The 24,049-nt window shown below is 44.0% G+C and carries 25 protein-coding genes, 1 tRNA gene and 1 riboswitch; of the genes, 20 read left to right on the plus strand and 6 right to left on the minus strand.

The window, feature by feature from the left end; genetic code table 11:
• The first annotated feature begins 32 nt into the window (after positions 1 to 32).
• From EC604_RS11455 to EC604_RS11465, 3 genes are all read left to right on the plus strand, one after another.
• Positions 33 to 1,346 (plus strand): DNA polymerase IV, encoded by a 1,314-nt coding sequence (locus tag EC604_RS11455; protein WP_240036816.1) that lies wholly within the window; start codon positions 33 to 35, stop codon positions 1,344 to 1,346.
• A gap of 120 nt (positions 1,347 to 1,466) precedes the next feature.
• Entirely contained in the window at positions 1,467 to 1,709 is a 243-nt protein-coding gene (locus tag EC604_RS11460; protein WP_123064303.1) for a ferredoxin, read from the plus strand.
• Positions 1,710 to 1,884: 175 nt separating this feature from the next.
• Positions 1,885 to 3,324, plus strand: coding sequence for a L,D-transpeptidase (locus tag EC604_RS11465; protein ID WP_123064304.1), 1,440 nt, complete (start codon positions 1,885 to 1,887; stop codon positions 3,322 to 3,324).
• Positions 3,325 to 3,410: 86 nt separating this feature from the next.
• On the opposite strand, the gene EC604_RS30140 is transcribed toward EC604_RS11465, so the two are convergent.
• Positions 3,411 to 3,548, minus strand: a complete 138-nt coding sequence (locus tag EC604_RS30140; RefSeq protein ID WP_192895092.1) for a hypothetical protein — start codon at positions 3,546 to 3,548, stop codon at positions 3,411 to 3,413.
• 252 nt (positions 3,549 to 3,800) lie between these two features.
• Between EC604_RS30140 and EC604_RS11470 the strand changes: the two genes are divergently transcribed.
• The 3 genes from EC604_RS11470 (at position 3,801) to EC604_RS11480 (ending at position 6,356) form a co-directional block, all read left to right on the plus strand.
• Positions 3,801 to 4,898 (plus strand): quinone-dependent dihydroorotate dehydrogenase, encoded by a 1,098-nt coding sequence (locus EC604_RS11470; protein WP_123064305.1) that lies wholly within the window; start codon positions 3,801 to 3,803, stop codon positions 4,896 to 4,898.
• A 134-nt stretch (positions 4,899 to 5,032) separates the two neighbouring features.
• The gene (locus EC604_RS11475; RefSeq protein WP_090924744.1) at positions 5,033 to 5,848 is read left to right on the plus strand and encodes a GTP pyrophosphokinase; all 816 of its coding nucleotides are present in this window, start codon (positions 5,033 to 5,035) and stop codon (positions 5,846 to 5,848) included.
• Entirely contained in the window at positions 5,835 to 6,356 is a 522-nt protein-coding gene (locus EC604_RS11480; RefSeq protein ID WP_123064306.1) for a DUF309 domain-containing protein, read from the plus strand. The genes EC604_RS11475 and EC604_RS11480 overlap by 14 nt, the downstream gene beginning before the upstream one ends.
• Positions 6,357 to 6,492: 136 nt before the next feature.
• Here the strand turns inward: EC604_RS11480 and EC604_RS11485 are convergent, their stop codons facing one another.
• Positions 6,493 to 7,041, minus strand: a complete 549-nt coding sequence (locus EC604_RS11485; RefSeq protein WP_123064307.1) for a thioredoxin family protein — start codon at positions 7,039 to 7,041, stop codon at positions 6,493 to 6,495.
• 219 nt (positions 7,042 to 7,260) lie between these two features.
• On the opposite strand from EC604_RS11485, the gene EC604_RS11490 reads away from it, so the two are divergent.
• From EC604_RS11490 to EC604_RS11515, 6 genes are all read left to right on the plus strand, one after another.
• Positions 7,261 to 8,955 carry an RsmB/NOP family class I SAM-dependent RNA methyltransferase gene (locus EC604_RS11490; protein ID WP_123064308.1) on the plus strand — a complete coding sequence of 565 codons (1,695 nt, stop codon included), beginning with the start codon at positions 7,261 to 7,263 and terminating at the stop codon, positions 8,953 to 8,955.
• Positions 8,952 to 9,713, plus strand: a complete 762-nt coding sequence (locus tag EC604_RS11495; RefSeq protein ID WP_123064309.1) for a pseudouridine synthase — start codon at positions 8,952 to 8,954, stop codon at positions 9,711 to 9,713. The genes EC604_RS11490 and EC604_RS11495 overlap by 4 nt, the downstream gene beginning before the upstream one ends.
• A gap of 22 nt (positions 9,714 to 9,735) precedes the next feature.
• The gene (locus EC604_RS11500) at positions 9,736 to 10,539 is read left to right on the plus strand and encodes a Cof-type HAD-IIB family hydrolase (protein ID WP_123064310.1); all 804 of its coding nucleotides are present in this window, start codon (positions 9,736 to 9,738) and stop codon (positions 10,537 to 10,539) included.
• A gap of 130 nt (positions 10,540 to 10,669) precedes the next feature.
• On the plus strand, positions 10,670 to 11,752 hold the full coding sequence (locus tag EC604_RS11505) for a hypothetical protein (RefSeq protein WP_123064311.1): 1,083 nt from the start codon (positions 10,670 to 10,672) through the stop codon (positions 11,750 to 11,752).
• A 202-nt stretch (positions 11,753 to 11,954) separates the two neighbouring features.
• Positions 11,955 to 12,500, plus strand: a complete 546-nt coding sequence (locus EC604_RS11510) for a GNAT family N-acetyltransferase (protein WP_123064312.1) — start codon at positions 11,955 to 11,957, stop codon at positions 12,498 to 12,500.
• Positions 12,501 to 12,877: 377 nt separating this feature from the next.
• Positions 12,878 to 14,002, plus strand: a complete 1,125-nt coding sequence (locus EC604_RS11515) for a glycosyltransferase family 4 protein (protein WP_123064313.1) — start codon at positions 12,878 to 12,880, stop codon at positions 14,000 to 14,002.
• Positions 14,003 to 14,072: 70 nt separating this feature from the next.
• Here EC604_RS11515 and catA read toward each other — a convergent pair whose 3' ends face one another.
• Positions 14,073 to 14,723 (minus strand): type A chloramphenicol O-acetyltransferase, encoded by a 651-nt coding sequence (catA, locus tag EC604_RS11520; RefSeq protein ID WP_123064314.1) that lies wholly within the window; start codon positions 14,721 to 14,723, stop codon positions 14,073 to 14,075.
• Positions 14,724 to 14,873: 150 nt separating this feature from the next.
• Positions 14,874 to 15,932, minus strand: coding sequence for a YkvI family membrane protein (locus tag EC604_RS11525; RefSeq protein ID WP_123064315.1), 1,059 nt, complete (start codon positions 15,930 to 15,932; stop codon positions 14,874 to 14,876).
• A gap of 204 nt (positions 15,933 to 16,136) precedes the next feature.
• On the opposite strand from EC604_RS11525, the gene EC604_RS11530 reads away from it, so the two are divergent.
• The 4 genes from EC604_RS11530 to EC604_RS11545 all read left to right on the plus strand — a co-directional run bounded on the left by EC604_RS11530 (position 16,137) and on the right by EC604_RS11545 (position 17,998).
• Positions 16,137 to 16,718 (plus strand): xanthine phosphoribosyltransferase, encoded by a 582-nt coding sequence (locus EC604_RS11530; RefSeq protein ID WP_090924753.1) that lies wholly within the window; start codon positions 16,137 to 16,139, stop codon positions 16,716 to 16,718.
• Positions 16,719 to 16,816: 98 nt separating this feature from the next.
• A complete protein-coding gene (locus EC604_RS11535; protein ID WP_123064316.1) occupies positions 16,817 to 17,146 on the plus strand; it encodes a hypothetical protein in 330 nt (109 codons plus the stop codon).
• A 116-nt stretch (positions 17,147 to 17,262) separates the two neighbouring features.
• Positions 17,263 to 17,481 carry a hypothetical protein gene (locus EC604_RS11540; protein WP_123064317.1) on the plus strand — a complete coding sequence of 73 codons (219 nt, stop codon included), beginning with the start codon at positions 17,263 to 17,265 and terminating at the stop codon, positions 17,479 to 17,481.
• Positions 17,482 to 17,668: 187 nt separating this feature from the next.
• A complete protein-coding gene (locus EC604_RS11545; protein ID WP_123064515.1) occupies positions 17,669 to 17,998 on the plus strand; it encodes a carboxymuconolactone decarboxylase family protein in 330 nt (109 codons plus the stop codon).
• 102 nt (positions 17,999 to 18,100) lie between these two features.
• Here EC604_RS11545 and EC604_RS11550 read toward each other — a convergent pair whose 3' ends face one another.
• Positions 18,101 to 18,565 (minus strand): C40 family peptidase, encoded by a 465-nt coding sequence (locus tag EC604_RS11550; RefSeq protein ID WP_123064318.1) that lies wholly within the window; start codon positions 18,563 to 18,565, stop codon positions 18,101 to 18,103.
• Between the two features lie 5 nt (positions 18,566 to 18,570).
• Positions 18,571 to 18,702: riboswitch (cyclic di-AMP (ydaO/yuaA leader) on the minus strand.
• Between the two features lie 299 nt (positions 18,703 to 19,001).
• Between EC604_RS11550 and EC604_RS11555 the strand changes: the two genes are divergently transcribed.
• From EC604_RS11555 to EC604_RS11570, 4 genes are all read left to right on the plus strand, one after another.
• Positions 19,002 to 19,751 (plus strand): RNA polymerase sigma factor, encoded by a 750-nt coding sequence (locus EC604_RS11555; protein ID WP_123064319.1) that lies wholly within the window; start codon positions 19,002 to 19,004, stop codon positions 19,749 to 19,751.
• Positions 19,752 to 20,049: 298 nt separating this feature from the next.
• Positions 20,050 to 20,445, plus strand: a complete 396-nt coding sequence (locus EC604_RS11560; RefSeq protein ID WP_123064320.1) for a hypothetical protein — start codon at positions 20,050 to 20,052, stop codon at positions 20,443 to 20,445.
• 233 nt (positions 20,446 to 20,678) lie between these two features.
• Positions 20,679 to 21,632: a pectate lyase gene (pelA, locus tag EC604_RS11565; RefSeq protein WP_240036819.1), complete on the plus strand. Its 954-nt coding sequence runs from the start codon at positions 20,679 to 20,681 to the stop codon at positions 21,630 to 21,632.
• A 203-nt stretch (positions 21,633 to 21,835) separates the two neighbouring features.
• A tRNA-Leu gene (locus EC604_RS11570) sits at positions 21,836 to 21,920 on the plus strand.
• A gap of 191 nt (positions 21,921 to 22,111) precedes the next feature.
• Here the strand turns inward: EC604_RS11570 and EC604_RS11575 are convergent.
• Positions 22,112 to 23,797 carry a carbohydrate-binding protein gene (locus EC604_RS11575; protein WP_123064517.1) on the minus strand — a complete coding sequence of 562 codons (1,686 nt, stop codon included), beginning with the start codon at positions 23,795 to 23,797 and terminating at the stop codon, positions 22,112 to 22,114.
• Positions 23,798 to 24,049 lie beyond the last annotated feature (252 nt).

Consider the following 24,049-nt stretch of genomic DNA (forward strand, 5'->3'; position numbering starts at 1 on the left):
AAAGCGAACTCCCGGCTGGGAGGAGAGAAAGGATGGGGGGCGTGAAGTCTTCAGACAACAATCCTCCAATGAATGTAAGCGAGTATTATCCAGCGGCTGGCAGAGTGATTCTGCATGTCGATATGAATGCTTTCTATTGCTCAGTACATGAAGCAGAGGAGCCGGGGTTATATAGAGGAAAAGCGACTGCTGTTGCTGGCAGCAGTGAGTTGCGTAAGGGTGTTATTGTCACTTGTTCTTATACAGCTCGAAGTAGAGGAATTTCAACCGGCATGGTTGTGCATCAGGCGATGAAAAAATGTCCTGATCTGATTGTCATTCGTCCAGATTTCCATCTGTATCGTCAATACTCCAGGGCGTTTATGCAGATTGCGTATAGTTATACACCTTTACTGGAAGCGACCTCAATTGATGAGTGTTATCTCGATATTACGGGTTCCAAACAATTCGGTACACCTATTGAAATCGCTGAACAGATTCAGCAGAGAATCATGGAGGAACTCGGCCTGCCCTGTTCCATTGGGATTGCGCCGAACAAGCTGCTTGCCAAAATGGCTTCGGATCTGAAAAAACCGAACGGCATATCGATTTTGCGGATGAGGGACGTGCCGCGCATTTTATGGCATAGACCGTGTAACGAGATGTTTGGTATTGGGAAAAAGACGGCCGAGAAACTGAAAAAGCTGGGCATCGATACGATCGGTCAGCTGGCTAAATCGGACGAAAAAATGCTGATAGACCTGTTTGGTGTGAATGGTACATGGCTCAAAAATTCGGCTAATGGCATTCACCACTCTCCTGTCGTTGCTGAGCGGGAAGCGAATAAATCGATTGGGCATACAACGACACTGCCAGCCGATGTTTCTGAGATAGGGGATATCCACCGGGTGTTTCTCAACATCAGCGATCAGGTAGCTCGAAGATTACGCAAACACGAAATGCTGAGTCAAGGTATTCAGATTACAATACGTACTCCTGACATGAAAACGATCACCAGATCACGTATGATGGATATACCTACAGAGGATGCGGCGGTCATCTATCGTGAGGCCTGCCAGCTTTTTGCAAAACACTGGGGAAATGGGAAGCCTGTACGAATGCTTGGTATCACGTTGCAGACATTGATTCCGCGAGAAGAGTCGGCTGTGCAGATGGATTTGTTCGAATATGAAGAAAAGCCAAAAAAGGAAAGTTTAATTCGGATTATGGATCAGCTTCGGGACAAATTTGGTGAGAATGCGGTGGTGACTGCAGGTATGCTGGGGGATGACCCTTCCGTATTGCTTCGTAACCATAAAGTAAGGGGAACGTCACTGCAAAAAGATAACTTGCAAAGTTTTGACTAAACAGGGATAATATAAAGTTGTGGTTGTTGCAAATTGATTTGTAATTATTCAAACTTTGGTTTAATATGTTTTTAGATAAAAACACGGTTCGTGGTGAATCTTAGGAGGAGAGATTGTATAATGAGTAAATATACTTGGGTTGAAAAAGACACATGTATCGCATGTGGCGCTTGTGGAGCAACGGCTCCAGATATCTATGATTATGATGATGAAGGTTTGGCTGAAGTTATTTTTGATGGTGATGCCAACCAAGGAGTTAAGGCGATCCCTGAAGATTTGTTCGACGATATGCAGGATGCATGCGATGGCTGCCCTACAGATTCCATTAAAGTAGCGGACGAGCCTTTTAATAAAGAAGGTTAAGTTTTTTATTTCATGTACATCAAAGCACATTTTTTGTCTTAGAGACAGAAGGTGTGCTTTTTTGTATGTGTTAAATTAAAATGGCTAGTACCAAGTACTGAAGTCCTATGCATATTTGGAGGCTGGATACCGATATATAACTCTATAAGCTAACCGCGGAATAGTGGAGGATTAGATGCAAAACACGGATCTAAGGTCATATGTCAAGAAACATCCAGATAATAAAATGGCTTGGTATTTGCTAGGCAAAGAGTACCTTGGCGAAGGGCAAGAAGGGAAGGCCAATTATTGTTTTCAACAAGCGGGCGAAGTGTATGAAGCTTTTGAACGGAGTAAAGCCCCTGCTGACATATGGATGGACTACCAGGAAAAGCTGGTAGAGATGTCTGAGCTCAAGGAGAAAAAGAAGCGCAGACGCAAAATGTGGCTGACACTGTTAATGCTGCTACTGTTAGCGGGTCTACCGCCTGCCGATGCTCCTGGTGCCCATGAAGGGGCGGCGGATGCCCTGTCTGCAGCCTTAGAATCAGAGGAAGATATACCTTCTGCAGAGCCTGCCAAAGATCAGCAAGGGGCGAGGTCAGCGGCCATAGCGCAGAGCAATGTGTTCACTGCGGCCGGATTTGGTAACGGAAATGATGGAGGAGAACCCCTTGCTGCTGTCTGGTCTGAATCAGGTGCCGGGGTTAAAACGACGGCTGTTCTTGGCATGCAGAGATCGGAGAAGTGGTCTGTCTGGAAGCGGGATATGCCCGTCAAATACATTATACAGACCAATCATAAAGGCAAACTCACGGCCCAGAGTTATGATGCAAAACAATGTAACTGTAAACCTCCTGAAGTATCCTCCAAAATCAAACGGATGGCTCTCGCATGGACAGCCAAACAGGAGACAGCCGCGGTCTTGTCAAGTGCAATCGTTGCATATCATAAACAACACAAAGCATGGCCAAAGAACGTTACAGCAATGGCTCAGCCGTTTCCTAACAATATATTGGGAGAAACTTCAGCTGAAATGAGTGAGATGTTTCCGCAGCTGTTAGCCATTCATCAAGCCAAGGCTCAAGAGGGGAGTTCTAACGGTGATGGTAAACCGCAGGCTTCTGAGTCGTCCAAGAAGGCAAAGGCTACGTTTGCTGATACGTTAGGGGGACAATCTTTTTTTGAGAAGCCGCTTGAGATTGTTATTGACAAGAGTAACCACAGGCTGGCACTCATCAGCGGGGATAAGATCGTGCGGATGTATGAAGTGGGTCTGGGTGGAGAACGGACGCCTGAGGGGTCGTATGTCATTACGGATAAGGTTGTTAATCCGAATGGTCGCTCCAATGGAGAGTTTGGAAGTCGAGGCATGCAGCTCTCGAATACGAATTATGCCATCCATGGGACTAATGAGCCTGAAAGTATCGGCCTTGACGAGTCCCTTGGATGTGTGAGAATGAGTAAAGCAGATGTAGAGGAGTTGTTCGCTCTTGCTCCGCAAGGAACTCCGGTACGTATTGGTCAGGATATCCTGCCAGAGCTTACGTCTGTGCCAAAAGCCGAACAACGTTATACGTACAACCTTGTTCCCCAGCAGAACAATCCAAATAAAACATATCACTGGCTAAATTGATCCTGCAGTTCTCTGATACAATCGTAAAGTTGCCGTTGATCTCAGAGATCTCTATATGTAAGTCCGGTTAGAGCATGCTGAATCAACTACATATTGGCAATAATAATCAGAGCACCAATGATAACGATCAAACCGCCAACACTGGCTGCTGTCCATATGATGGCTTTGCGATTAACCTCTTCTTTTTTTTGCTGCAATGCAGGTGGTTTACGTTTCTGAGCCATGGCTTTTTCCTCCTTATTAGGTATCCAACTGGTCTAGAGTAACCATGCTCTCATTGTAAAGAATTTGGCTCGCTATTTCCAGTAGGTGGGTTGATTTCTTCTGCATGGATCATCTGATTTGAAATTTGTTTGTCTATGCGTAAATGACTTTCTTTTTGAGGAAGAAACGGCTAGACTTGTGTGTAGAGTTTTTTACATATAAGAGACGGAGATTGGCCATTTGGCGTACCGAATCAGAACGGAGTGAGTGATTTGTTATACAAAAGTCTTGCTAAACCTTTATTGTTCAAAATGGACCCTGAACAGGCCCATCATCTGATTATTGGTGGCCTAAGTGGTGTAGGCAGTGTTCGTCCGGTTCCGTCCGGACTCCGTGTCATGTACGGCGTGCGTGAAACCCCGGATCTGGCAGTGGATATGTTCGGTTGTCATTTTCCTACACCGGTTGGTTTAGCCGCAGGTCTGGATAAAAATGGACAGGCTGTAACCGGCTTCTCTTCCATTGGATTCGGATTTATGGAAGTGGGAACAGTGACGCCGCTTGCACAGTCCGGCAATGATCAGCCCCGTCTATTCCGTTTACCCCCGGATGAAGCGCTGGTGAACCGGATGGGCTTTAACAATCTGGGTGCAGAAGCGATGGCAGGCGAGCTTGCGCGTCTTCAAGAACGCCGTATCCCTGTAGCGGTCAATATCGGTAAAAATAAAGCAACTCCAAACGAGGAAGCTCATCTGGATTATGCGAAATGTATACAGGCGTTATATACTTATGCAGATTTGTTTGTGGTTAATATCAGTTCACCAAATACACCGGATTTGCGTAATCTGCAACATGGGAATGAATTGAAAGAATTGCTCGCTGCGGTCATGGAAGAGATGAACCGCCAACAGGTTAAGGTTGGTGGAGCAGCCAAATCCGTGCTTGTCAAAATAGCGCCTGACGTGAATGAACAGGAACTAGAGTATATGGTCAGTACAATTGCGGCGAGTGGGGTGTCGGGTATTATTGCGACGAATACAACGATTAGCCGTGAAGGACTCTCACATCAGCATGCGAAGGAAACGGGAGGGCTTAGTGGTAAGCCGCTGCGTGAACGTTCAACAGAAATCATTCGTCAGGTATACAGACAGACGGAAGGCAAGCTTCCCATCATCGGTTCGGGTGGCATTTTTACCAGTGAGGATGCGTATGAGAAAATTAAAGCCGGGGCAAGTCTGGTGGAAATTTATACTGCATTAATCTATGAAGGGCCTGAAGTAAACCGCCAAATCCACGCTGGATTGCGCGAATTACTTCGTAAGGACGGATATCATCATATTTCAGAGGCGGTTGGTGCAGACCACCGTTAAGAAGCGATATACCCCCAGAATACGAATAATAGAAGCGTGGGAGAGTGTATATTGGATCGGGACTCTTCCCCCCGGCAAACATCATGTATAATGGATAAGAACAGGGGATGCTATAGAGACAGGAGGCTTTAACCATGGACGGTAGAGACTGGGGTACATTTTTACTTCCTTATGAACAAGCGGTAGAGGAATTGAAGGTCAAATTCAAAACGATGCGGGCCGAATTGAAGAAACGGGAAGAATATGCCCCGATTGAATTCGTTACGGGCCGTGTTAAAAAAATCTCCAGCATTCTGGAAAAATCAAGACGTCTGAATGTGGCACTGGACGATGTGGAGACTGGCATAGAGGATATTGCAGGTATTCGGATTATGTGTCAGTTCGTAGACGATATTCGGCGGGTGGCCGAATACATCAGAGCACGGAAAGACTTAACGGTATTGATTGAAAAAGACTATATAACCAACTTCAAAGAAAGCGGTTATCGCAGTTTTCATATGATTATTGAGTATCCTGTTCAAACAGCCTTGGGGCAGAAAAAAGTTCTCGCTGAAATTCAGATTCGGACGCTTGCCATGAATTTCTGGGCAACAATAGAACATTCTCTGAGCTATAAATACCGGGAAAGTCTGCCGGAAGATATGCGAGCTAGACTCAAGAAAACAGCAGAAGCAGCCTTCGTTCTCGATAATGAGATGTCAGCGATCCGTCTGCAGATTCTAGAGGCACAAAAGGCGTTCGAGGATGACTCCAATATCGTGTCAAGAACGCTCAGCATCATTCAACAGCTGTACTTCTATCATCTTGTTCATGAGGCGATTGAAGCCCAAAGGCGATTTAATGATTGTTGGGAACGGAATGATATGGAGGGACTCAAAGTACTTCTGGACGATGTGAAGGAACTTTTGAACAACGCCAGAAAGGGCGAAAACCCAGATGAGCAGCTATGAACCGCTCTACATTGATTATCTGATTTATTTTAATCGGGATCAGGATTATTTCGAATGTCATGAAGTGCTTGAGGAACTGTGGCTGGAACGGAACCGTGATCCGCTGTACAAAGGTTTGCTGCAAATCGCGGTGGGGCTGTATCATTACAGAAACCGTAATCTTCGCGGCGGACGAATGATGCTACAAAGTTCACTCGAATTGCTGGAATCGTATCCTGACATTATTCTCGGTATCCATCTGGGAGAATTGAAAGCGGACGTTCGCAGCATTGTAAACGAGTTACAAGATCATGATCCTGAAACACTTGAGTATCGTGATTTGTCTATCCTTATTGAGGATCAGGAACTTATTGAGCAGATGCAGAACAGGTCGCTGGAGTTGAAACCTAATGTTCCGCAACGGCGAAGTCCAACACGAGGACGAATTTACGAAGAGAAAATGAAGGCACTACAGCAGACGGAGTTACATGAGCACGACGAGAACGCTAATCATCATGCAAATAATTAGGACCATACATCCTATGTCTTGTATAACAAGACACCCCGACGATTCCGGTACAGGAATGATCGGGGTGTTTTTGGGTTATTGAAGTTAGTTTTACTTCGTGCTTATTAAATTTAGTTTTCCTTAGAGTTCATTGAAGTTAGCTTTTACTTGGAGTTGCGTTGCCTTTATACTTATCAAAAAATTGCTTGTAGTCGTCCAGTGTGTAACCGTTGTCGCTTCCATTTTCTTTCAAACCGCCAACCATGCGGTCTTTCTCAACGCCATCTTGGTAATAGACAAGTGTAGGTGTGAATTCAATGTTGTAATCTGTCCAGCCAGATTCGAACTCACGCAGGTTAAACTGTGGAAGCTTAATTCCTTCACTGTCTACCAGCGGCATCAATTGTGGTGTCGTTGCACGGCAGTGTGAGCAGTCGGAAGCAAAGAAATAAACAAAGAAGCTATCCTTGTTATCCATTCTGGCCTTCAGATCAGCCGGCAGAATGATCTGTTGATAGTTGGGATCATTGAGCAACTCCCGTGTAGCCGGATTAAGCTTGGAGGCTGCAATGCCATAAGCATTTTCTACAGCATCCATCTGTTTCTTGGATTGTTGGTTCACGAGAACTAGCGCAGCAATCATGACGACTAGTATGCCGAGGAAGATCAGGATTGTGGCGCTTTTCTTTTTCTTCTTGGAATTCATTGTTCATCCCCCATTATTCATATCGAGATAAAATTGCAACAAAAATATAGGCTGGGATAATATGCATAAACAACCGAATTTTTGCTGATAAAACAATCTATTAGCATTATACTACATTACACGTTGTAGTGGAATACACATGATAGGATAGGCAAGCAAAATCAGGATATGATAACATAGAGCAATATGTCATTTTAACAGGATAGGATGAGTGGAACTATGGCCGTACAGCTACCTTTGGACTTTGCCGAGCGAATGCAACGTTTGCTTGGCGATGAATTTGAATCTTTTATGAAATCGTATGAACAATCTCCGCATGCCGGACTTCGCGTAAATACGCTTAAAATATCGATGGAACAATTTAAAGAGATTGCCCCCTTTGACTTAAGACCTATTCCATGGTGCAAAACGGGTTTTTACGTGCCTCATGGGGTGAAGCCAGGCTTACATCCTTATTATCACGCGGGTCTCTATTATATTCAGGAACCGAGTGCAATGGCTCCCGTGGAGCAACTGAACGTACAACCTGGAGATCGCGTGCTCGATTTGTGTGCTGCTCCTGGGGGGAAATCAACCCAGATTGCTGCCAAGCTGCAAGGTAAGGGGGTGCTTGTCACGAATGACATTCATGCAGAGCGCACCAAAGCACTTGCCAAAAACGTGGAGCTGTACGGCGTAAGAAATGCCGTTGTGCTAAATGAGTCACCTGAGCGCATTGCAGATGCGTTTCCCCATTATTTTGATAAAGTGTTGATCGATGCACCGTGCTCAGGCGAAGGCATGTTCCGTAAGGATGAAGACATGGTGAAATCCTGGGAACATCATTCTGTGGAGAAGTGCGTGCTGATGCAGCGCGATATTCTCGAAACGGCGGCTCGGTTACTGGCTCCGGGAGGTACCATTGTATATTCGACCTGTACCTTTGCTCCAGAGGAAAACGAAGCGATGATCGCAGAGTTTTTGAACATGAATTGTGATTTTTCAGTAGTTCATATTGCTGATACCGCTGGATTTGCCCCTGGACGTCCGGATTGGGTGCGTGAGATGTTGCCAGAGCAGGCAACTAAGACCGAAGAAGTGCTGGACCAAACACGCGGTACAGCCCGATTGTGGCCTCACTTGTTAGAAGGAGAGGGACATTATGTTGCTGTGTTAAAACACTCTGATGAATCTAATCTAGAGTTAGATCAAGAATTACATGAAGAAAAACGTGGTGCTGGACAACGTGTTACTGAGTCCGGATTGTTGCATGAACCGAGTGAGGATCGTTCCTTTTTACGATCGGCTTCGCTTCCTATGACCAAAGCCGATCGTAAAAAGGAACGTTTGTTACGGGTTGAATCCAGAGAAAGCAACGACAAAAGCACACGAGGTGGTAAACACACTGCGAAACCCGGCAAGAAAGAGAAAGAGGCTGGTGGTCGCAAATCTGAGCGAGGGCAAGGACGAGGTGCTGATTCCAGCTCCGTTGATCCAGTAGCGGTCTACACTCAGTTTGTACATGAAAATTTGGAACTGTCGCTTGAAGGTGAAACAGTATGTTACGGGGATCGTGTATATCAGTCGGCGGTAGGTGCTGCCCGGTTGGAAGGGTTGAAAGTGATTCGCCCCGGATGGTTTATGGGCACGGTTAAAAATGGGAGATTCGTGCCGTCCCATCCCCTAGCGTGCGCTTTGCGTGCATCGGAGGCACATCGAAGTGTTCATCTGTCTTCTGAAGATGGAGAAGCAGTAAGGTACCTGAAAGGAGAAACGCTGAATGTAGAGCAAAGACGTCTTAACCTTCTGGAAGGAACAGCGGCTAAGGGTTATGTGCTCGTGTGCGTGGATGGATATGCGGCCGGTTGGGGCAAATGGTTAGATGGTGTGCTGAAGAATGAATACCCTGCAGGTTGGAGGTGGACATCGGTATGAGTGGGAAAGGCAAACAAACGCAGCGATTGGATAAAATTTTAAGCCATATGGGTGTAGGTACACGCAGCGAGCTTAAAAAAATGGTGAAACAGGGACGTATTCATGTGGATGGTAAAACAGTAAAGGACAGTGGTGTTCAGGTCGATCCGGCAATCAACATCATTGAAGCAGATGGTGAGCGGGTTGTCTACCGTGAAATGATCTATTTAATGCTTCATAAACCGCCGGGTGTTGTATCTGCGACGGAAGATGCTCGGGATAAAACGGTGCTCGATTTGCTGCGCAAGGAAGATCGTGTCTTTCAACCGTTCCCGGTAGGAAGGCTGGACAAAGATACGGAGGGACTTCTTATTTTGACAAATGATGGCCCTCTTGCCCATGATCTGTTATCCCCTCGAAAACATGTACCCAAAACATACGAAGCACGGGTGCTTGGGAAAGTGGATGAAGAGGATGTGCAGCGTTTCGCAGCTGGCGTTCAACTCGATGACGGGTATGAGACCATGCCGGCTGAGCTGACTGTACTGGGATATGAAGAAACAGAGGAAGGCATCGTATCGCTTATTTCGCTAATTATCCATGAAGGCAAGTTTCATCAGGTCAAACGCATGTTCCAGGCTGTGGATAAACGTGTCATCTACCTGAAACGTGTAGCCATGGGCGAACTGAAGCTGGCTTCCGATCTGGCGATCGGAAGTTACCGCGAGTTAACCGCCGAAGAGCTGATCTGTTTACGAAATAATAATGCAGCCAACTAAACACAGATGGGATGAGGAGCATATGACGTACAAATTGATTGCACTGGATGTTGACGGAACTTTATTGAATGATGATCATGAATTGACTGAATGGACACAAGAAACACTCATTCAGGCCTCGCGTCAAGGGGCAGAGATTGTGCTTTGTTCAGGCCGGGGCCCGGCCAACACGATTCCTTTTATGAAACAGATGGGGCTGGATGGTTATGTTATCACGCATAACGGTGCCGTTACTGCGCAAGTGGAAACGCGTGAAGTCATTCATCAGTTTGCTCTGGATACCCAGGGGTTGGAGCCTATTATGACATATTGCCGTGAAAATGGTGTACATTTCGACATCAATACCGCCTTTGGACTATATGTAGATCAACCCGAAGGTTTGGAATTGCAGGTAAGGCAGATGTATTATAATTTCCTGACTGAGCCGCTTAAGCTTCCTCGGTGGGCGGATATGACTGAACCTCTGGCGAAGTTTACAGCTTTTGGCCCTATCGAGCAGATGGATGCGGTCCAGCGCGAGTGGACGTCTTGGAATCTGCCATATTACATGACACGCAGCGGTGACTTTTTCATTGATCTGATGCATCCCGAAGCTTCCAAAGGAGCGGCGCTTAAAAGGCTGGCTGATTCCAAAGGCATTGTGCCATCCGAGATCATGGCGATTGGCAACTATTTTAATGATATTACAATGCTCACGTTCGCTGGCAAAGGGATTGCGATGGATAACTCTCCTGAAGAGGTGAAAGCTGCATCCGATGAAGTGACCTTGTCCAACAATGATGAAGGGGTTGCACACGCGATTCACAAGTATATTTTGTCGGTATAAATCTTTCGTTGCCTGTTTACTTGACCTGTGAAAATGGCTCCAATCGTCGTTCGAAAATGTACAGTGCCTCATAAACTACTGTCTCTAGGGGCATCCTAAGAGAATACGTTAGGAATGAGGAGGACTGGCAATGGTACAGATTGATTTAACGATGGATCTGCGAACAGCAAGTGGTGAAGTGCAGGATATTATGGTGGCTGGCAGATATACAGGCTCGCTTTTACTGATCTACAGAGAAGGAGAGCGACTGTCAGGCAGCCTTCAACTGGAACAGGAGTCTATAGAAGAGGCAGTAGAGCAGCTCATTATTGAAAAGGTACATGCTTATGTTCGTGTGCTTGCAGATGCGGTGGCGGCATCCTACTATGAAGTTTTGGTGAGCTGTGGCACGTTGCATTCTGTACTGCAACCAGCGGAACGAAGTGAGGAGGCGTTATGGCCTTCTGGCGGAACAGCGGCTGTGGAAGACGGACTGAATGATGAAGAGAGTCGTTATGGCGATGATTTGCCGGGCGAGGTGAATATCATTCCCGCATCTCGGGACGAGTCGTTTACATATGAAGACCACGAACATCTGCTGGAAATGGAGATGATCAGTGCTGGTCGTAACTTATCTAGCTATGTATTCAATGATGTTGAAGGGGAAGAGGTAGCAGAGGCTACGTTGAAACAGTATGGAGCCGATGCACAGGGGGAGATTCACTGGTACGAAGAACCTGATGAAACGGTACAGGAAGCTGCGGCAGAATTGCTTGTACGGGAATTGGATGAGGAGATTATCGATACGATTACCATTCGGATATGGCATCAGGGGAACGAATTGCAGACGCTTGAATGGGTACATCGTGATTTTTCCGAGGAGCTGGAGGAAGATGAAGATAACTCCTTTGATTCGACCGGAGATATGATTGAGCCGGAAGAGGCGGAAGAAGCATGTTATGTAATGCTCAGGAACAGGGATCGGGAGTTCAGAATCTATGATCTTTTCGTTCAGGAGCGCGGAGGTCTGCCAGTGGGAACAGCGACCATCGATACGGCACATTCCGATCTGACAGGTTATATGGATTATGATGTACCAGGCACGAGTGTGCAGCGTAAAACGTTGGTAGAAGTGCTAATGAGGGAGCTGAACAAAGAGATCGAATTCGACTCACTACATCTCACGATGCTCTACCGTAATCAGATTATTGATGAAGCCAGAATGGAGGGGTAAGAGGCGAAAGCCTTTTATCCTTTTTTTTGAGCATTTTTAATTAATTTTTGACGAAAAAAACTTTTCTCGGTATATTACGACTAGTTATGTGCAGTTGCGATAGTATCGAATGGGACCCACTTTTGGCTTTGGACATAGTCCAAACCAAGGGAAGCGAGCAGTCGAAACCGGAGCATATAAGTATGAACAATGGAGGGGCATGATGACACACACATTCACCATTCGCAGTCAGTTCATTAATGATGGCTTTCAAGCTGTTCAAGCACAGCCAGAGGACACGGAAGAGGTGCTTTCATTGCTTACAGAGACGGCATCCTGGTTGAAAAGTAAAGGATCTTCCCAATGGCATGCATTGCTGCAAGGGGAGGATTCTCATAATACACCTTCGGCCATTCGGCGAGGGGACGTCTTTGTTTTCAAAAAAGAAGCACAGATCGCTGGAATGGTCATTCTCATGCAGAAGCCAAGTCCATGGGATCTTAAGCTCTGGGGGGATCAGGCCCATGCAGAAGATGAGGCACTCTATCTGCATCGGCTCGCTATACGAAGAAAATATGCTCGAACAGGTCTGGGGAAATCCATATTGGAATGGTCAATCCGTGGCATACAATTCGAAAATAAGTCTCTCGTACGATTGGATTGCGGGGCTGACAATGTCACTTTAAACACCTTTTATGCAAGAAATGGATTTCACTATGCAGGGGCTCACGACGGATTCAGCATTTACGAAAAACCGGTTGAGATGTAGAGAATTCGTGGCGGCATTGTTAAGGATATCACGTGGAAGGAGCTGGAAGCTGTCAAGCTTGTCCGTCAAGTTTTCTGTAAATAGCTTATTCCTTTGATGAAGAGATAAAGAGATGAATGTAAAACATAAGCTTCTGCATGTTGTGTTGACTGAATATGTTGTATATACGACTCCATAATTTAGTTATCAAAATGGTAGAAGTTCAAGTTTTTCTATGTCATAATAGAAAGTGATGATATGCAATAAAGTGCATGAAAATACATTTCTCGTGTGAAGAACGGAGTTGGGGGCTCAATAGCCGCTTTACTGAACATATGTTCTAATATATCATAAATGAATGTGGAAAAAGAGAAATGAAGCTGGAGAGGGGGATAACGTTGAAATTGCTACAGGCTCTATTTTTTCCTCCGGAGCAGCCCGGAGGTGTATCCTCTATGATTCCATACATGCAGGAGAGGTTTGCAAGCCCAAGATGGGAGATGGACCTGTTCTCCTTGCCCAAACGTATTCGTAACAAAGGGAGAGAGGAAGTACAGTTTGATACGTTTGACTGGACCGTCTATCAGGATAGTCCTGTGGTACAAAAATATATTCAGACGTATCGTGATTATCTATGGTGGACCAAGCTCCGCATTCAGAAGCCCTATGATCTGATTCATGCGCATCATCCTATTGCAGGGCTTGCCATGAAGTCGGTGTTTCCTGAGGTTCCTCTCATTCAAACCATTCACTCCAGTTACGAGAGAGAGCTTATTCTGAATGGCCGTATAGAGCCGGATGGGTTGGAACACCAATTCCTGCAGGCCATCTATGGAGAGCTTGAGTATCGTGCAGAGCGTTTGCTAACGGTATCCGATTCATTCCGTCGATATTTGAGCCCGTATGTGAAAAATCCAGACCGCATCGGCATTATTCCGAATGGTTTTGATGAGAAGCGGTTCAAGCCGATTCCCCATGATAATGCGGTCCCGCAACTGGTAACGGTTTGCCGCCTTGTTCCCGCCAAAGGGCTAGATATTTTGTTTAAAGCTTGTGCGGAGTTAAAGGATAGGGGACATGATTATGTACTTCACATTATTGGAGACGGACCGATTCGTCCCGATCTGGAAGAGCTGGCACAGCGTCTGGGAATTTATAATGAAACGATTTTTTATGGATATACGCTGCATCCTGAAGAGTTTATGCCGTTTTTTGATGTGTTTGTACTGCCATCGCGTGCAGAAGCCTTCGGTTCGGTATTCGCTGAAGCGGCGCTTAGCTGTCTGGCGCTTGTAGGCACCGATGTGGGGGGGATTCCCGAACAGATTGAAGATGGAGTGAACGGACTGCTCGTACCGCCTGAAGATCCATCTGCGCTCGCTGATGCCTTGGAAAAGGTCATGCTGGACCCGGCATATCGCTATGAACTGGCTCGTTCCGCTTGTGAAAAAGCCAAAACATTTTACTCACTGGGAAGATCGGTGAATGATTTGAAAAAAATGTACTTGCAATTCCAGACGTAACACTGGGAAAGCATATATATGAAACAAGCCGCTGTATGACTACAGCGGCTTTTGTGTATATAACGGATTTTTACAACAGCCAATCCTCTGGAGTGCCTGCTAATTCCTGAACAGCATTCATGAACAATCCGGCATGGTAACCATCACAAACCGAATGATGAACCTGTAACGATAATGGCAAAAATATTGAATTCTCTTTATGGATGAATCCCCCTGCCGTAATGATGGGAAGAAGGTAACGACTATTATTGTTGATATTTAAGTTGAATCCAGTAAAAGATGTCCAAGGAATCATTGAAAGAGAAAACACATTTTCAGGTACGGGGGTCTTGGGAAACAACTTGCCTGAACGTTTATATTTTTCTACATCCGAAATGTAGGTGTCTTGAAACGTGTTGAAATCAACTGGAACATGAGTCCAAATGGCAGAGAACGACTCAGATGGTTGATCAAATATGGTATAAAGTGGTTCCACCGTATCCCAATAACCCAAATCTCCATCTTTATTGTAACCCGTTCTAAAAGAGGGATGTGAATTGATCACACGCGTGATCATAAAGATAAACGCAGGATAGAATCGATATTCTTTTTGTTTGATGAACTGATATAAAGCAGTTATATCCATTTCATTGGTTAGGCTGAATGAAGTATTTTGATTCATATAGTGATGAAATATGTCTGTTCTCTGCCAACTGTTAAAATCAATTTTATTAAAATTCATTAGATGTGCCTCCTAAATTTTATATGAAACGAATTTAGGAGGCTACATTGTCTGCTTTTTTCATCAGAACCCATCCTTAAATTTAGATTTACTTTAAATTGTACCACAACTTTATCTATCTAAAACGACTTCAACCTCGTATCTACGAACTCAATTAACATTATTCCGGCCACGAAATGTGCCCCAGCGATCCCTAATCAGTTTACCCGCCCAAAAGAGTGCCATACATCCGAAAATGGGATAAAGAACGGAAAGAAGGGAGCTGAAGCCAAATTGGCTGAACGAGTAACACAGCATCATGATGATCAGTGTAATTAACCGGGGATGAACATCGACATGTTGTCGAAGCTGCAAAGTCATGCCGTAGATGTCGGCAACAAACGTTGTGAATATTTCCATGAAAATGAGTGTGACATATACAGACTGTACAATCCATCCTAGTTGAAAAGCGATACTGCCCATCGGGATTTCAAACTGTATGATGCCTGGCATCTGGGCCGACATTGCAAAATGGGCTGCCATCAGCATAAAACCTACGCCAATCCCGCCTAGAATTCCGCCCCATTTTAATGTATTGCGATGACGAATTTGATTGCCTACAGGGACAAGTACCGCTTGAGCGAGCGCAAGATTAAATGCGGTGTAAAGCAACGGGGAAATCCATATCTGAAAGGGATTGCTGTCTGTTGTCAGTGTAACAAAACGATAGACACCCGGATGATGCAGCGTACTGAAAATCATAAGCAGGGACAGCAGTAACATCATGGGTACTACAATACTGTTCATTTGCAAAATAGCCTGCATTCCGCGTCCGAGAAGAAGGTATGTACCAATCAAAGTAATGATCAAACCTGTTTGGTAATGTAAACCCAGATGTTCCATAAACACAGAACCTGCCCCGGCGAGCATGACGCTGTTTACACCGATCAGAACAATAAGTGTTATCCATGTAATCCATCTGCCAGCCCTGTGGCCAAACAGATGTTTGTTCAGATCCTCATAGGAACGCGAACGGGTATCATGAGCAATAAGCATCATTTTGGTTCCGAGCCAGACAAATAGCATGGTGGATAAAACGATGGTGATTGTGGCCCACTTGCCATACTGGGTAAAAAACTGCAATATTTCCTGTCCTGTGGCGAAGCCGGCCCCTACGACGGTTCCGATGTATGTGAATGCAATCTGCAGCACCCGGAATACCTGTTTCATGTGTTTCCCCTTTCAGGTCCCGGAATTGGTTGGACATGCGGGTACCATAGTACAGGTTATGCTTGACCCATAAAAGTCATGACTGCAGGGTGAGCTAACGACGCTGAATGGTCAGGTTATCCGGACTTAGGGGGATTTTGCTTGAACTTGCAGCTGTATATATGATACTTTATACCTCATAGGATAGGCTTGGGAGGTCAAATCATGGACGTATTAAAACAACGAATTTTACAAGAAGGTGTCGTCATCTCGGATCAGGTATTGAAACTGGATGGTCTTCTGAATCATCAGATTGATCCTGCATTAACGATGGAGATGGGACGGGAGTTTGCTGCTCGTTTTCGCGAGAGTGGAGTAACTCGGGTGATTACTGTTGAATCATCAGGGATTCCGGTTGCTTTTGCCGCAGCGCATGAACTGGGGGTGCCTTTGGTATTTGCCCGCCGCAAAAAAACGCTTCTGGCCGATCCTGATGCCTACTGCGAACGTGTACCATCCTTTACGAAAGGGATCGTAACGGATATTATGGTATCTCGCGAATACATTCATGAGAATGACCGCATTTTGTTCATTGATGACATTATTGCAAACGGAGATGCCGCCCGCGGCGTAATTAAAATTATTGAGCGTTCCGGCGCAGAGCTTGTGGGATTTGGTGTTGTGGTTGAGAAGAGCTTCCAGGCTGGTGCCCGCACCATCCGTGAGCAAGGAATTCCAGTAGAAGCTCTTGTGCGCATTCGTTCACTAAATAATGGCACCGTGCAATTCGACGATAATGAAATGTGACTTTTTGAAGGAAATTGGGCCTAATTTTTGAACTATCACTTTGCATGGCCTTAGATTTCCTTTATAATGGGGTTATGTTAGGGAGAGGAGGCAACACCATGGGGAACCAACCGGCAACAGATCAATTTTTTATGAATAAGCTGGCGGAATCGAAAGTTCATTTTGAACGTGCCCTGGATTGTAAACATACGGAATTCGATGACCTTTATCCCTATATGATTGAACATCCTCAATTTTTCTGGTACAAACGCTATGTTGCCTGGTCAGAATTACTGACGATTGTAGGCTTGTGTGAAGAGTTGTCCTTCTCTTGGAAAGAACAATTTACACCGCACCAAGTGGAGTACCTTGAAGAACGTGTGATGTCCGCCAAAGTGCTTGATTTTTGGTTCGAGAAGAACGACAGCAAAGAGCACGCTCAGCGGTAACTCTCAGTCGGGATATTTTTCGAATGACATGACAGTCCAATACAGTCACGTGAGACCTAAATGACCTTTCATTTAGGTCTCTTTTTGTAAAGAAATTTGAATATAGGAGTCTAAATATGATTAGTGATACAGAGTTGGATGCCCTGCGATTGTCAGGGGAAAAGGTAAGAGTGGTGCGGGATGAGCTCGAGTCTAACGATGTAACTGGCATCGTGGTAGCCTGGGATGATGAACAAGTGCTAATTCGCAGACAGAATCGCCGTGTCGTGAAGCTGGACCGTCGTTACCGCTATCAGTTGTTCAGTGAGCCTCGTCAAAGTGATCTTAGCATTTAATGGTGGGGTACTTCGCATGACGGATCTGAATTTGATAAAAACAATAAAATCATGCAAAGAGAATTTTTCGATAACAAAATGTTTGGAATTACCATCAAGATCAGGCATATTTGCGACACACGCGAGAGAAGATAGGTACAGTGGAACAATTCGCTGTATTTACAGCCGAAAGGGTGTGCTGCAAGCCATGACATTAATGAATGATAAAGTTCATGCTTATAAGGATCAGATTGGCGCGTTAAGTGATGTTCTCCCGGAAGTGGTGAAATCGTACCATGAATTTACGGGCGAATGCTTCCAGCCGGGTGTGCTTGATGCCAAAACGAAGCAGTTAATTGCGCTAGGTATCGGTTTGTTCGCCAATAACGAAGTCTGCACGTTCTATCATGTAGAGGAAGCAAGGTCAAAGGGAGCGACCGATCAGGAGATCATGGAGACGGTAGCTGTCGCAGGAGCTGTAGGGGGCGGACATGCCTTGTCACAAGGGGCAATGCGTGTGCAAAAGGCGTTGCATTAGATTCTGATTTTAACATCAAAAAGGAGGTCTCGGGTTAAACCGGAACCTCCTTTTTATTGTTGCTGCTTATGTCGGTGTGAAATGGACTTGCTAGAAGTCTGCTTAGATTTTACCCAACATTTTATTATACATAAATTGGCCTGTCACCCGTCTTGCGGTTACATAACGATCACTGAAATACGGATTGGACAACTTGGTGACGCTGACACCTTTGCTGCTGGAAGCATGTGCGAATTGACCTCCGCCGATGTATACTCCTGTATGTGAGATGCCTCTACCTGTTGTGTTGAAAAATACCAAATCTCCTGTTCGAATATTTGCTTTGGAGACAGGTGTTCCGGCTTTGGCTTGTTGTTGCGATGTGCGTGGCAATTCAATGCTGTATTTGTTAAAAAGATATCTCATAAACCCGGAACAATCGAAGCCAGCCATGGTTGTGCCGCCCCATTTGTACGGGATACCTGTCATATTGTTAACCACCGTATTAATTGTGCTTGCCTCTGTGCTTGTTGCCCCGGATGTAAATAGTACAGCAGCTCCAAAAATAGAAATGATCAGTTTTTTCAAAATCAATGTTCTCCCTTCGATGCCTACGGAGTTAGCTAAGGGTTCGGTAGAAGGTTCCCTATATTTCCTATGTATAAGAATAATTCACCCAAAATGGTTCCCCCGTTTTCAATCCTGAAACTCGGCAAATGAATAATTAAGTTTTTGTAACTATTTGAAACTATATTGCATAAATGCGTAATTGTCAAACCCATTTAAAACACTTCATTTAGCCTCAATGTTAGCGGAATTCTCGATTTTATAGAGAAATAAGTCGACTTTAACGGGAATATTGTTTACAAAAAAGTAACTATTTTTTCGTCCTTTTTTTGAAAAGATCAGGAAATGGATTTTGGTCTGAATTTATATTGCAATATAAGTAATTTATTCTATTATTATGATTTTATTATAACTAGATTTGCAACAAATAAAAGTCAGATGAGAAGGAGGAATATCCATGTCTGCCTCGTTTGCAAATGCAAAACCTGAAATTGAAAGCGCTACTAATATTATTGAGAAATTGTATAGGGAAAACTATCTCAGTATGAAGCAAAAAGCATATTACATGACTCACGATGCATCTACTGCAGAGGACTTAGTTCAAGAATCTTTCGTCAGACTTTTCGATAAAAAGCAAACCTTGCTTATGCTTGCCGCGGATCAACAATATTGTTATATGGTGCGAACCGTCCACAATGTAACTCTCAATTATGTAGAAAAACAAAAAAAGAAAAGGCGATGGATACATATTTTTAACAACGAGAACGACATGGATAACATATTAGACGTATCACCAATTCCTGAACAATGCTATGAACGAAAAGAACAATCTAAATGGATGGAACAATTGCTGAAGTCATTACCCAGACGTGATCAACAACTTCTGCGTAACAAATATTTACTTGGTTTGGCTGATAAGGAAAGCGCACATCTTTTAGGCTTAGCCGAAGCTAACATATCAACTTCAGCTAACTACTCATTTACATCTGGTCCAATCGGGATCACAAATCCAATTGTTGATAATCCGAATAATCCTAAAAATGTAACGATTAAATTATCTTATAAAGGCGCTGGGATAGGAGTAACGTTCCCGTTAGGTTCTAACAATTCAATATCTAATGGTTCCAACGCCTCCTGGAGATTAAATAGACAATATACGGACTTCCTAAACAAAAATGGTTCAGAGTTGGATGCTTATTATTTGTAAGGCACAACGAATATCACTGGAGCAGGAAAGACAACTTCAGTTTCCAGTAGTGCCACGGTGAAGATCGGTGCACTGTACTATTTCGGTGATATTCCTGCCCAAGATGTCGTATTTACGGATTCGTTCTCGATTCCCTCATTTACGGCTTCTGTAGTCAGTGAATAAAACATATATTGCAAGAATAAAAATGAATAAGTGTTTAGAATGAGAAGTTCAAGAGGCTGCTGGAGAGCAGCCTCTAAAGCTTGTGAGTTAATGTATTAAATATGACTTGGCTATTTCGAGGAGGTTATTCACGATGAGAAAAGCGCTAATTATTATCTTGGTCGTCTTTACGGCTGTAATGACAGCGAGCTGTTCAACTGATAACAAAGAAGCAGCAATGAACGAATTACGTTCGCAGCAACAGGGAACATATAGTGGCTATGTATTTTGGAACGTGGATTCAGACTTGACTACGTTGAACAAACAGTTATTAGGAATTGTAAATACAGATGAAGTGATGTCTTCCCTTCGTTTCAGCAAGCTGAATTTTATAAGTATGGGGGATACGTCGCAAAAGTATAATTATGTAAAAATGTTCGATATTGATAAAAGTCCAACATTACTGATCTTTGACACAGAGAAAATGATTCTTAAAACCAATAACTTCGAGGATATTTATACATTAGCAAATAAATTAAAACAAAAATAAAAAAAGAGTTTATTTAATGAATAATCTATATAGTCCTGTTGCAAATATTGACAAAAATTATTTTTTCGCATAAATTGATTTTGTGACCATATTTTGGTTTTGAATCATTTTTATTGTTCTATATGTAAATTAATGATTTATGGGAGGTGGAAGAGCTACAATTGAATCGCTCATAGTGAACATAAAACAAGATAAAAGATATGACTATATAGTAGGGAGGAGCGTGTTGGTTAGTGAAAGCCAAAAAATTAGTAACATTTGTACTGGCGTGTTCTATGGTATTCTCCGTAGCAGGAATGGCGGCACTTCCTGTACCAACGGTATCGGCAGCTGATGCATCTGGCACAACGGCGAGTATGTCCGATATCTTAAAAAATCAGCGCCCGGATGGAGGCTGGAGAAAAGATTACAGTCAGACGTCAGGTGAATGGGCCAAATCAACGATCGATAACAAAGCTACATACTCAGAAATCAGAAGACTAGCAAGTGAATTCAAAAAAACAAATGATCCGCGATACTCTGCTGCAGCGATCAAAGGAATCAACTTTTTGCTTAATATGCAGTACTCCAATGGCGGCTGGCCTCAAGTCTATCAAAGTTCCGGCTATCATAAACATATTACCTATAATGATGATGCGATGATTAATGTAATGTACATGCTTGATGAAGTCGCAGGACGTAAGGGGAACTTCTCCTTTATCGACAGTTCTCTGGCGAATCGCTGTAAAAATGCGGTTTCCAAAGGAGTCGATGCCATCCTGAATACCCAGGTGGTATCCGGTGGGAAGTTAACGGCTTGGGGACAACAACATGATTCCAGTTCACTTAGACCAGCGGGAGCAAGAATCTATGAAGTGCCTTCATTAACGGCGGGTGAGAGCGTAAACATTGTGAAGTTTCTAAAGACCAGACCGGCTAGTTCAAGAATCACTGCATCCATCAAAGGTGCCGAAGCCTGGTTTAACAAAGTCAAAATTACAGGATATCGGTATGAGAGAGCAAATGGGGATAGCCGAATTATTGCCGATTCCAGTGCATCACCGATCTGGGCGCGTTTTTACGAACTCGGCACGGACAAACCTATTTTTGTTGGACGTGACGGAGTAGTGAAATATAAGTTAAGTGATATTGAGAAGGAAAGAAGAGGCGGTTATGCATGGTACGGTAACTGGCCGTCCAAGCTATAGTAAACTTTTTATTTAACCGAATCTTCTAGTAAGTCACTGCTGACTGGTATATAAGTTTGTTTGAAGCAGGACTAATGGGTGCGAATCGGACACATATCTGATTCGCACTTGTTTGGTGATGAATAGATGTGTGTGTTGACATGTTAAACTACGCGTGGTATATTATTTCTTGTCGCCGATAATAATTGGAAAGACCATTATATGCGGTCGTGGCGGAATTGGCAGACGCGCACGGTTCAGGTCCGTGTGGGCTAACCCCCCGTGGAGGTTCGAGTCCTCTCGACCGCATTAAATAGAAAAAGACTCCTTAGGCTATTGCTTAAGGGGTCTTTTTCTATTTAATGCTATAAAGGAAAATCAATAGTCTTAAATTACAGTACTGCTCTTAAAAGAGTCGAGCAACTTAGGTTTGCTACAACCTGGGAGCTTGGCTACTTTTTGCCCGCTAAAAAAGAAAAAATGGGTTAAAATCAGATAACTTATGAAGCTGCAGTTACCGTAATGTTATCAATGTTGGGTCCCTCTGTGCCTGTTGTTACGATTCGGAGTGTATTCGTACCTGAATTCATGGGCACTTGAATTGTTTTTTCACCCCAGGTTGACCAGCTTCCTGTTCCAGTAAATGGCTCATTACTGATTACTTTTGTTCCATTAACATAAATATCTAAGGTCCGCGTACCACTTTCCAAAGCATAACGAAACTTTACATTTTTGGTGCCTGTTATTGTGTTATTGATATCATTCCATTGAATTGCTGAGCCTGTATAAGCGTTGAAGTTAACATATCCAGAACCGGTAAAACCCGGATAAAGTGTTTCTATGACTGCATCAGTAAGTGTTGTTCCTGTTTCGGCCTCATATGTGGTGCCTGTGCCTACATTACCGCCACCGTTGCCCCCAGTAATATTAGCAACAAAAGTTGTTACACTCTGTGCTGGGAGTTGAGCAGTGAACGCGCCATTGGAAACGTTAATTGGTGCAAGACTTGCCAGATTACGACTGCTGTCTGTTACATACGAAGATACAGTGGATGCATTGCCATTTTGCAACACAAAGCGTTGACTTTTTGCCGAAGTACTGCGGTTAATGGCTACGATAACGACCTTGTTATCTCCTTTGTAAGCAGAAACGAAAGTGTTTGTATCCGGGTTTTTCGAAGCATCTACTCTGACATAGCCTGGGCGAACGAATTTGGAGAAATGAGCCATATTGTATCCACGCTTACTGATCGTACCATCTTCCTTCATTGGTCCATAGGATCTGCGGATATACCACCATACATAGGCTTGGAAGTCGCCTTCAACCATTGCATTGTGCATGTGGTAGGAGATGTCGAGCGCTTCTGGCCACCGGTCAGCGGAATTATTATCACTGTTCGGATAATACACTTCGGTCATCCAGAGCTCTTTGCCGGCTCCCTTTTGTTTGAACAGAGGATAGGCAAAATTGCTGAACTGCGTTCCATACAAATGTGCTCCCAGAATGTCCATGTTAGCAAGAGCTTGCGGATCATTCAGAATAGGATCAGATATGTTTTTCAGGTATTGGAAGGATTCTGGAGCCATGACTTTGGTGCCTTGAATGCTGCCTGCATTTTCTTTCATGAAACGGAGGATTTCCTGTGGTGTCCACCAAGTCCAGTCATGGGCATAATCCGGTTCGTTTTGCACGGAAATGGCATACAGGTTTACGCCGTTGTTTTTCATAAATGTTACAAAATCGTTCAGATGTTGCGCGTAAGCAGCGTATTTATCATACCGTAAACGCTTTGCATTGGTATCACCGTTTCGATTAAACGTCTCAACCATACTGCTTGGTGGGTTCCAAGGTGATGCAAAAACGATAGCTCCTTTTTCAATCGCACGTTTGGCTGTAGGAATTTCAAGAGCCCAATTATTGGGGTTTGGGTCCACCCAGATTCGGAGTACAGAGAATCCTAGCTGATTCTGATCATTCCCGAAAGCGGTTTCACGTTGTGCTGCAGTTAAATCACCAACCCAAACCGGGTGGTTGATGCCACCAAAGCCACGAATTACTTGTTTTTCTGAGGATAAGTTGATGTTGGCATCACTTGCTGCAGATACGTTGGTTGGAGTTAACATGAGCGGTAGAGCAGTTAAGCATGCTAACAAAAGATTGACTGATTTTTTAAATTTAAACCTCATCTTCAATGTGTTCACTCTCCTCAATATAAGTGACTTGCGAAAGCTTGGACAAGAAAAATAAATTCCTCGGCTGAACTTCGAAAAAGGGAGGCATCACATCCTCTCAGGAACATTCTTAATAGATCTTTTGACGAAAAAAAGTTTTGTTTTGTAAATTCTACTATATTATTCCTTTGAAAAATACCCGATATATTGCAGTTGTTTGTAATTTTTTATATTTTTATGACAAGAATTCTATTGTCAAAGCAGAAC

It is taken from the genome of Paenibacillus amylolyticus (assembly GCF_003719335.1).
Taxonomy (GTDB): Bacteria; Bacillota; Bacilli; order Paenibacillales; family Paenibacillaceae; genus Paenibacillus; species Paenibacillus amylolyticus_D.

Bases quoted from the DNA above. Each gene is read 5' to 3' on its own strand.
- EC604_RS11455 (WP_240036816.1), top strand. From the start codon at position 33: ATGGGGGGCGTGAAGTCTTCAGACAACAATCCTCCAATGAATGTAAGC.
- EC604_RS11460 (WP_123064303.1), top strand. From the start codon at position 1,467: ATGAGTAAATATACTTGGGTTGAAAAAGACACATGTATCGCATGTGGC.
- EC604_RS11465 (WP_123064304.1), top strand. From the start codon at position 1,885: ATGCAAAACACGGATCTAAGGTCATATGTCAAGAAACATCCAGATAAT.
- EC604_RS30140 (WP_192895092.1), bottom strand. From the start codon at position 3,548: ATGGCTCAGAAACGTAAACCACCTGCATTGCAGCAAAAAAAAGAAGAG.
- EC604_RS11475 (WP_090924744.1), top strand. From the start codon at position 5,033: ATGGACGGTAGAGACTGGGGTACATTTTTACTTCCTTATGAACAAGCG.
- EC604_RS11480 (WP_123064306.1), top strand. From the start codon at position 5,835: ATGAGCAGCTATGAACCGCTCTACATTGATTATCTGATTTATTTTAAT.
- EC604_RS11485 (WP_123064307.1), bottom strand. From the start codon at position 7,041: ATGAATTCCAAGAAGAAAAAGAAAAGCGCCACAATCCTGATCTTCCTC.
- EC604_RS11490 (WP_123064308.1), top strand. From the start codon at position 7,261: ATGGCCGTACAGCTACCTTTGGACTTTGCCGAGCGAATGCAACGTTTG.
- EC604_RS11495 (WP_123064309.1), top strand. From the start codon at position 8,952: ATGAGTGGGAAAGGCAAACAAACGCAGCGATTGGATAAAATTTTAAGC.
- EC604_RS11500 (WP_123064310.1), top strand. From the start codon at position 9,736: ATGACGTACAAATTGATTGCACTGGATGTTGACGGAACTTTATTGAAT.
- EC604_RS11505 (WP_123064311.1), top strand. From the start codon at position 10,670: ATGGTACAGATTGATTTAACGATGGATCTGCGAACAGCAAGTGGTGAA.
- EC604_RS11510 (WP_123064312.1), top strand. From the start codon at position 11,955: ATGACACACACATTCACCATTCGCAGTCAGTTCATTAATGATGGCTTT.
- catA (WP_123064314.1), bottom strand. From the start codon at position 14,723: ATGAATTTTAATAAAATTGATTTTAACAGTTGGCAGAGAACAGACATA.
- EC604_RS11525 (WP_123064315.1), bottom strand. From the start codon at position 15,932: ATGAAACAGGTATTCCGGGTGCTGCAGATTGCATTCACATACATCGGA.
- EC604_RS11530 (WP_090924753.1), top strand. From the start codon at position 16,137: ATGGACGTATTAAAACAACGAATTTTACAAGAAGGTGTCGTCATCTCG.
- EC604_RS11535 (WP_123064316.1), top strand. From the start codon at position 16,817: ATGGGGAACCAACCGGCAACAGATCAATTTTTTATGAATAAGCTGGCG.
- EC604_RS11540 (WP_123064317.1), top strand. From the start codon at position 17,263: ATGATTAGTGATACAGAGTTGGATGCCCTGCGATTGTCAGGGGAAAAG.
- EC604_RS11545 (WP_123064515.1), top strand. From the start codon at position 17,669: ATGACATTAATGAATGATAAAGTTCATGCTTATAAGGATCAGATTGGC.
- EC604_RS11555 (WP_123064319.1), top strand. From the start codon at position 19,002: ATGTCTGCCTCGTTTGCAAATGCAAAACCTGAAATTGAAAGCGCTACT.
- EC604_RS11560 (WP_123064320.1), top strand. From the start codon at position 20,050: ATGAGAAAAGCGCTAATTATTATCTTGGTCGTCTTTACGGCTGTAATG.
- EC604_RS11575 (WP_123064517.1), bottom strand. From the start codon at position 23,797: ATGAGGTTTAAATTTAAAAAATCAGTCAATCTTTTGTTAGCATGCTTA.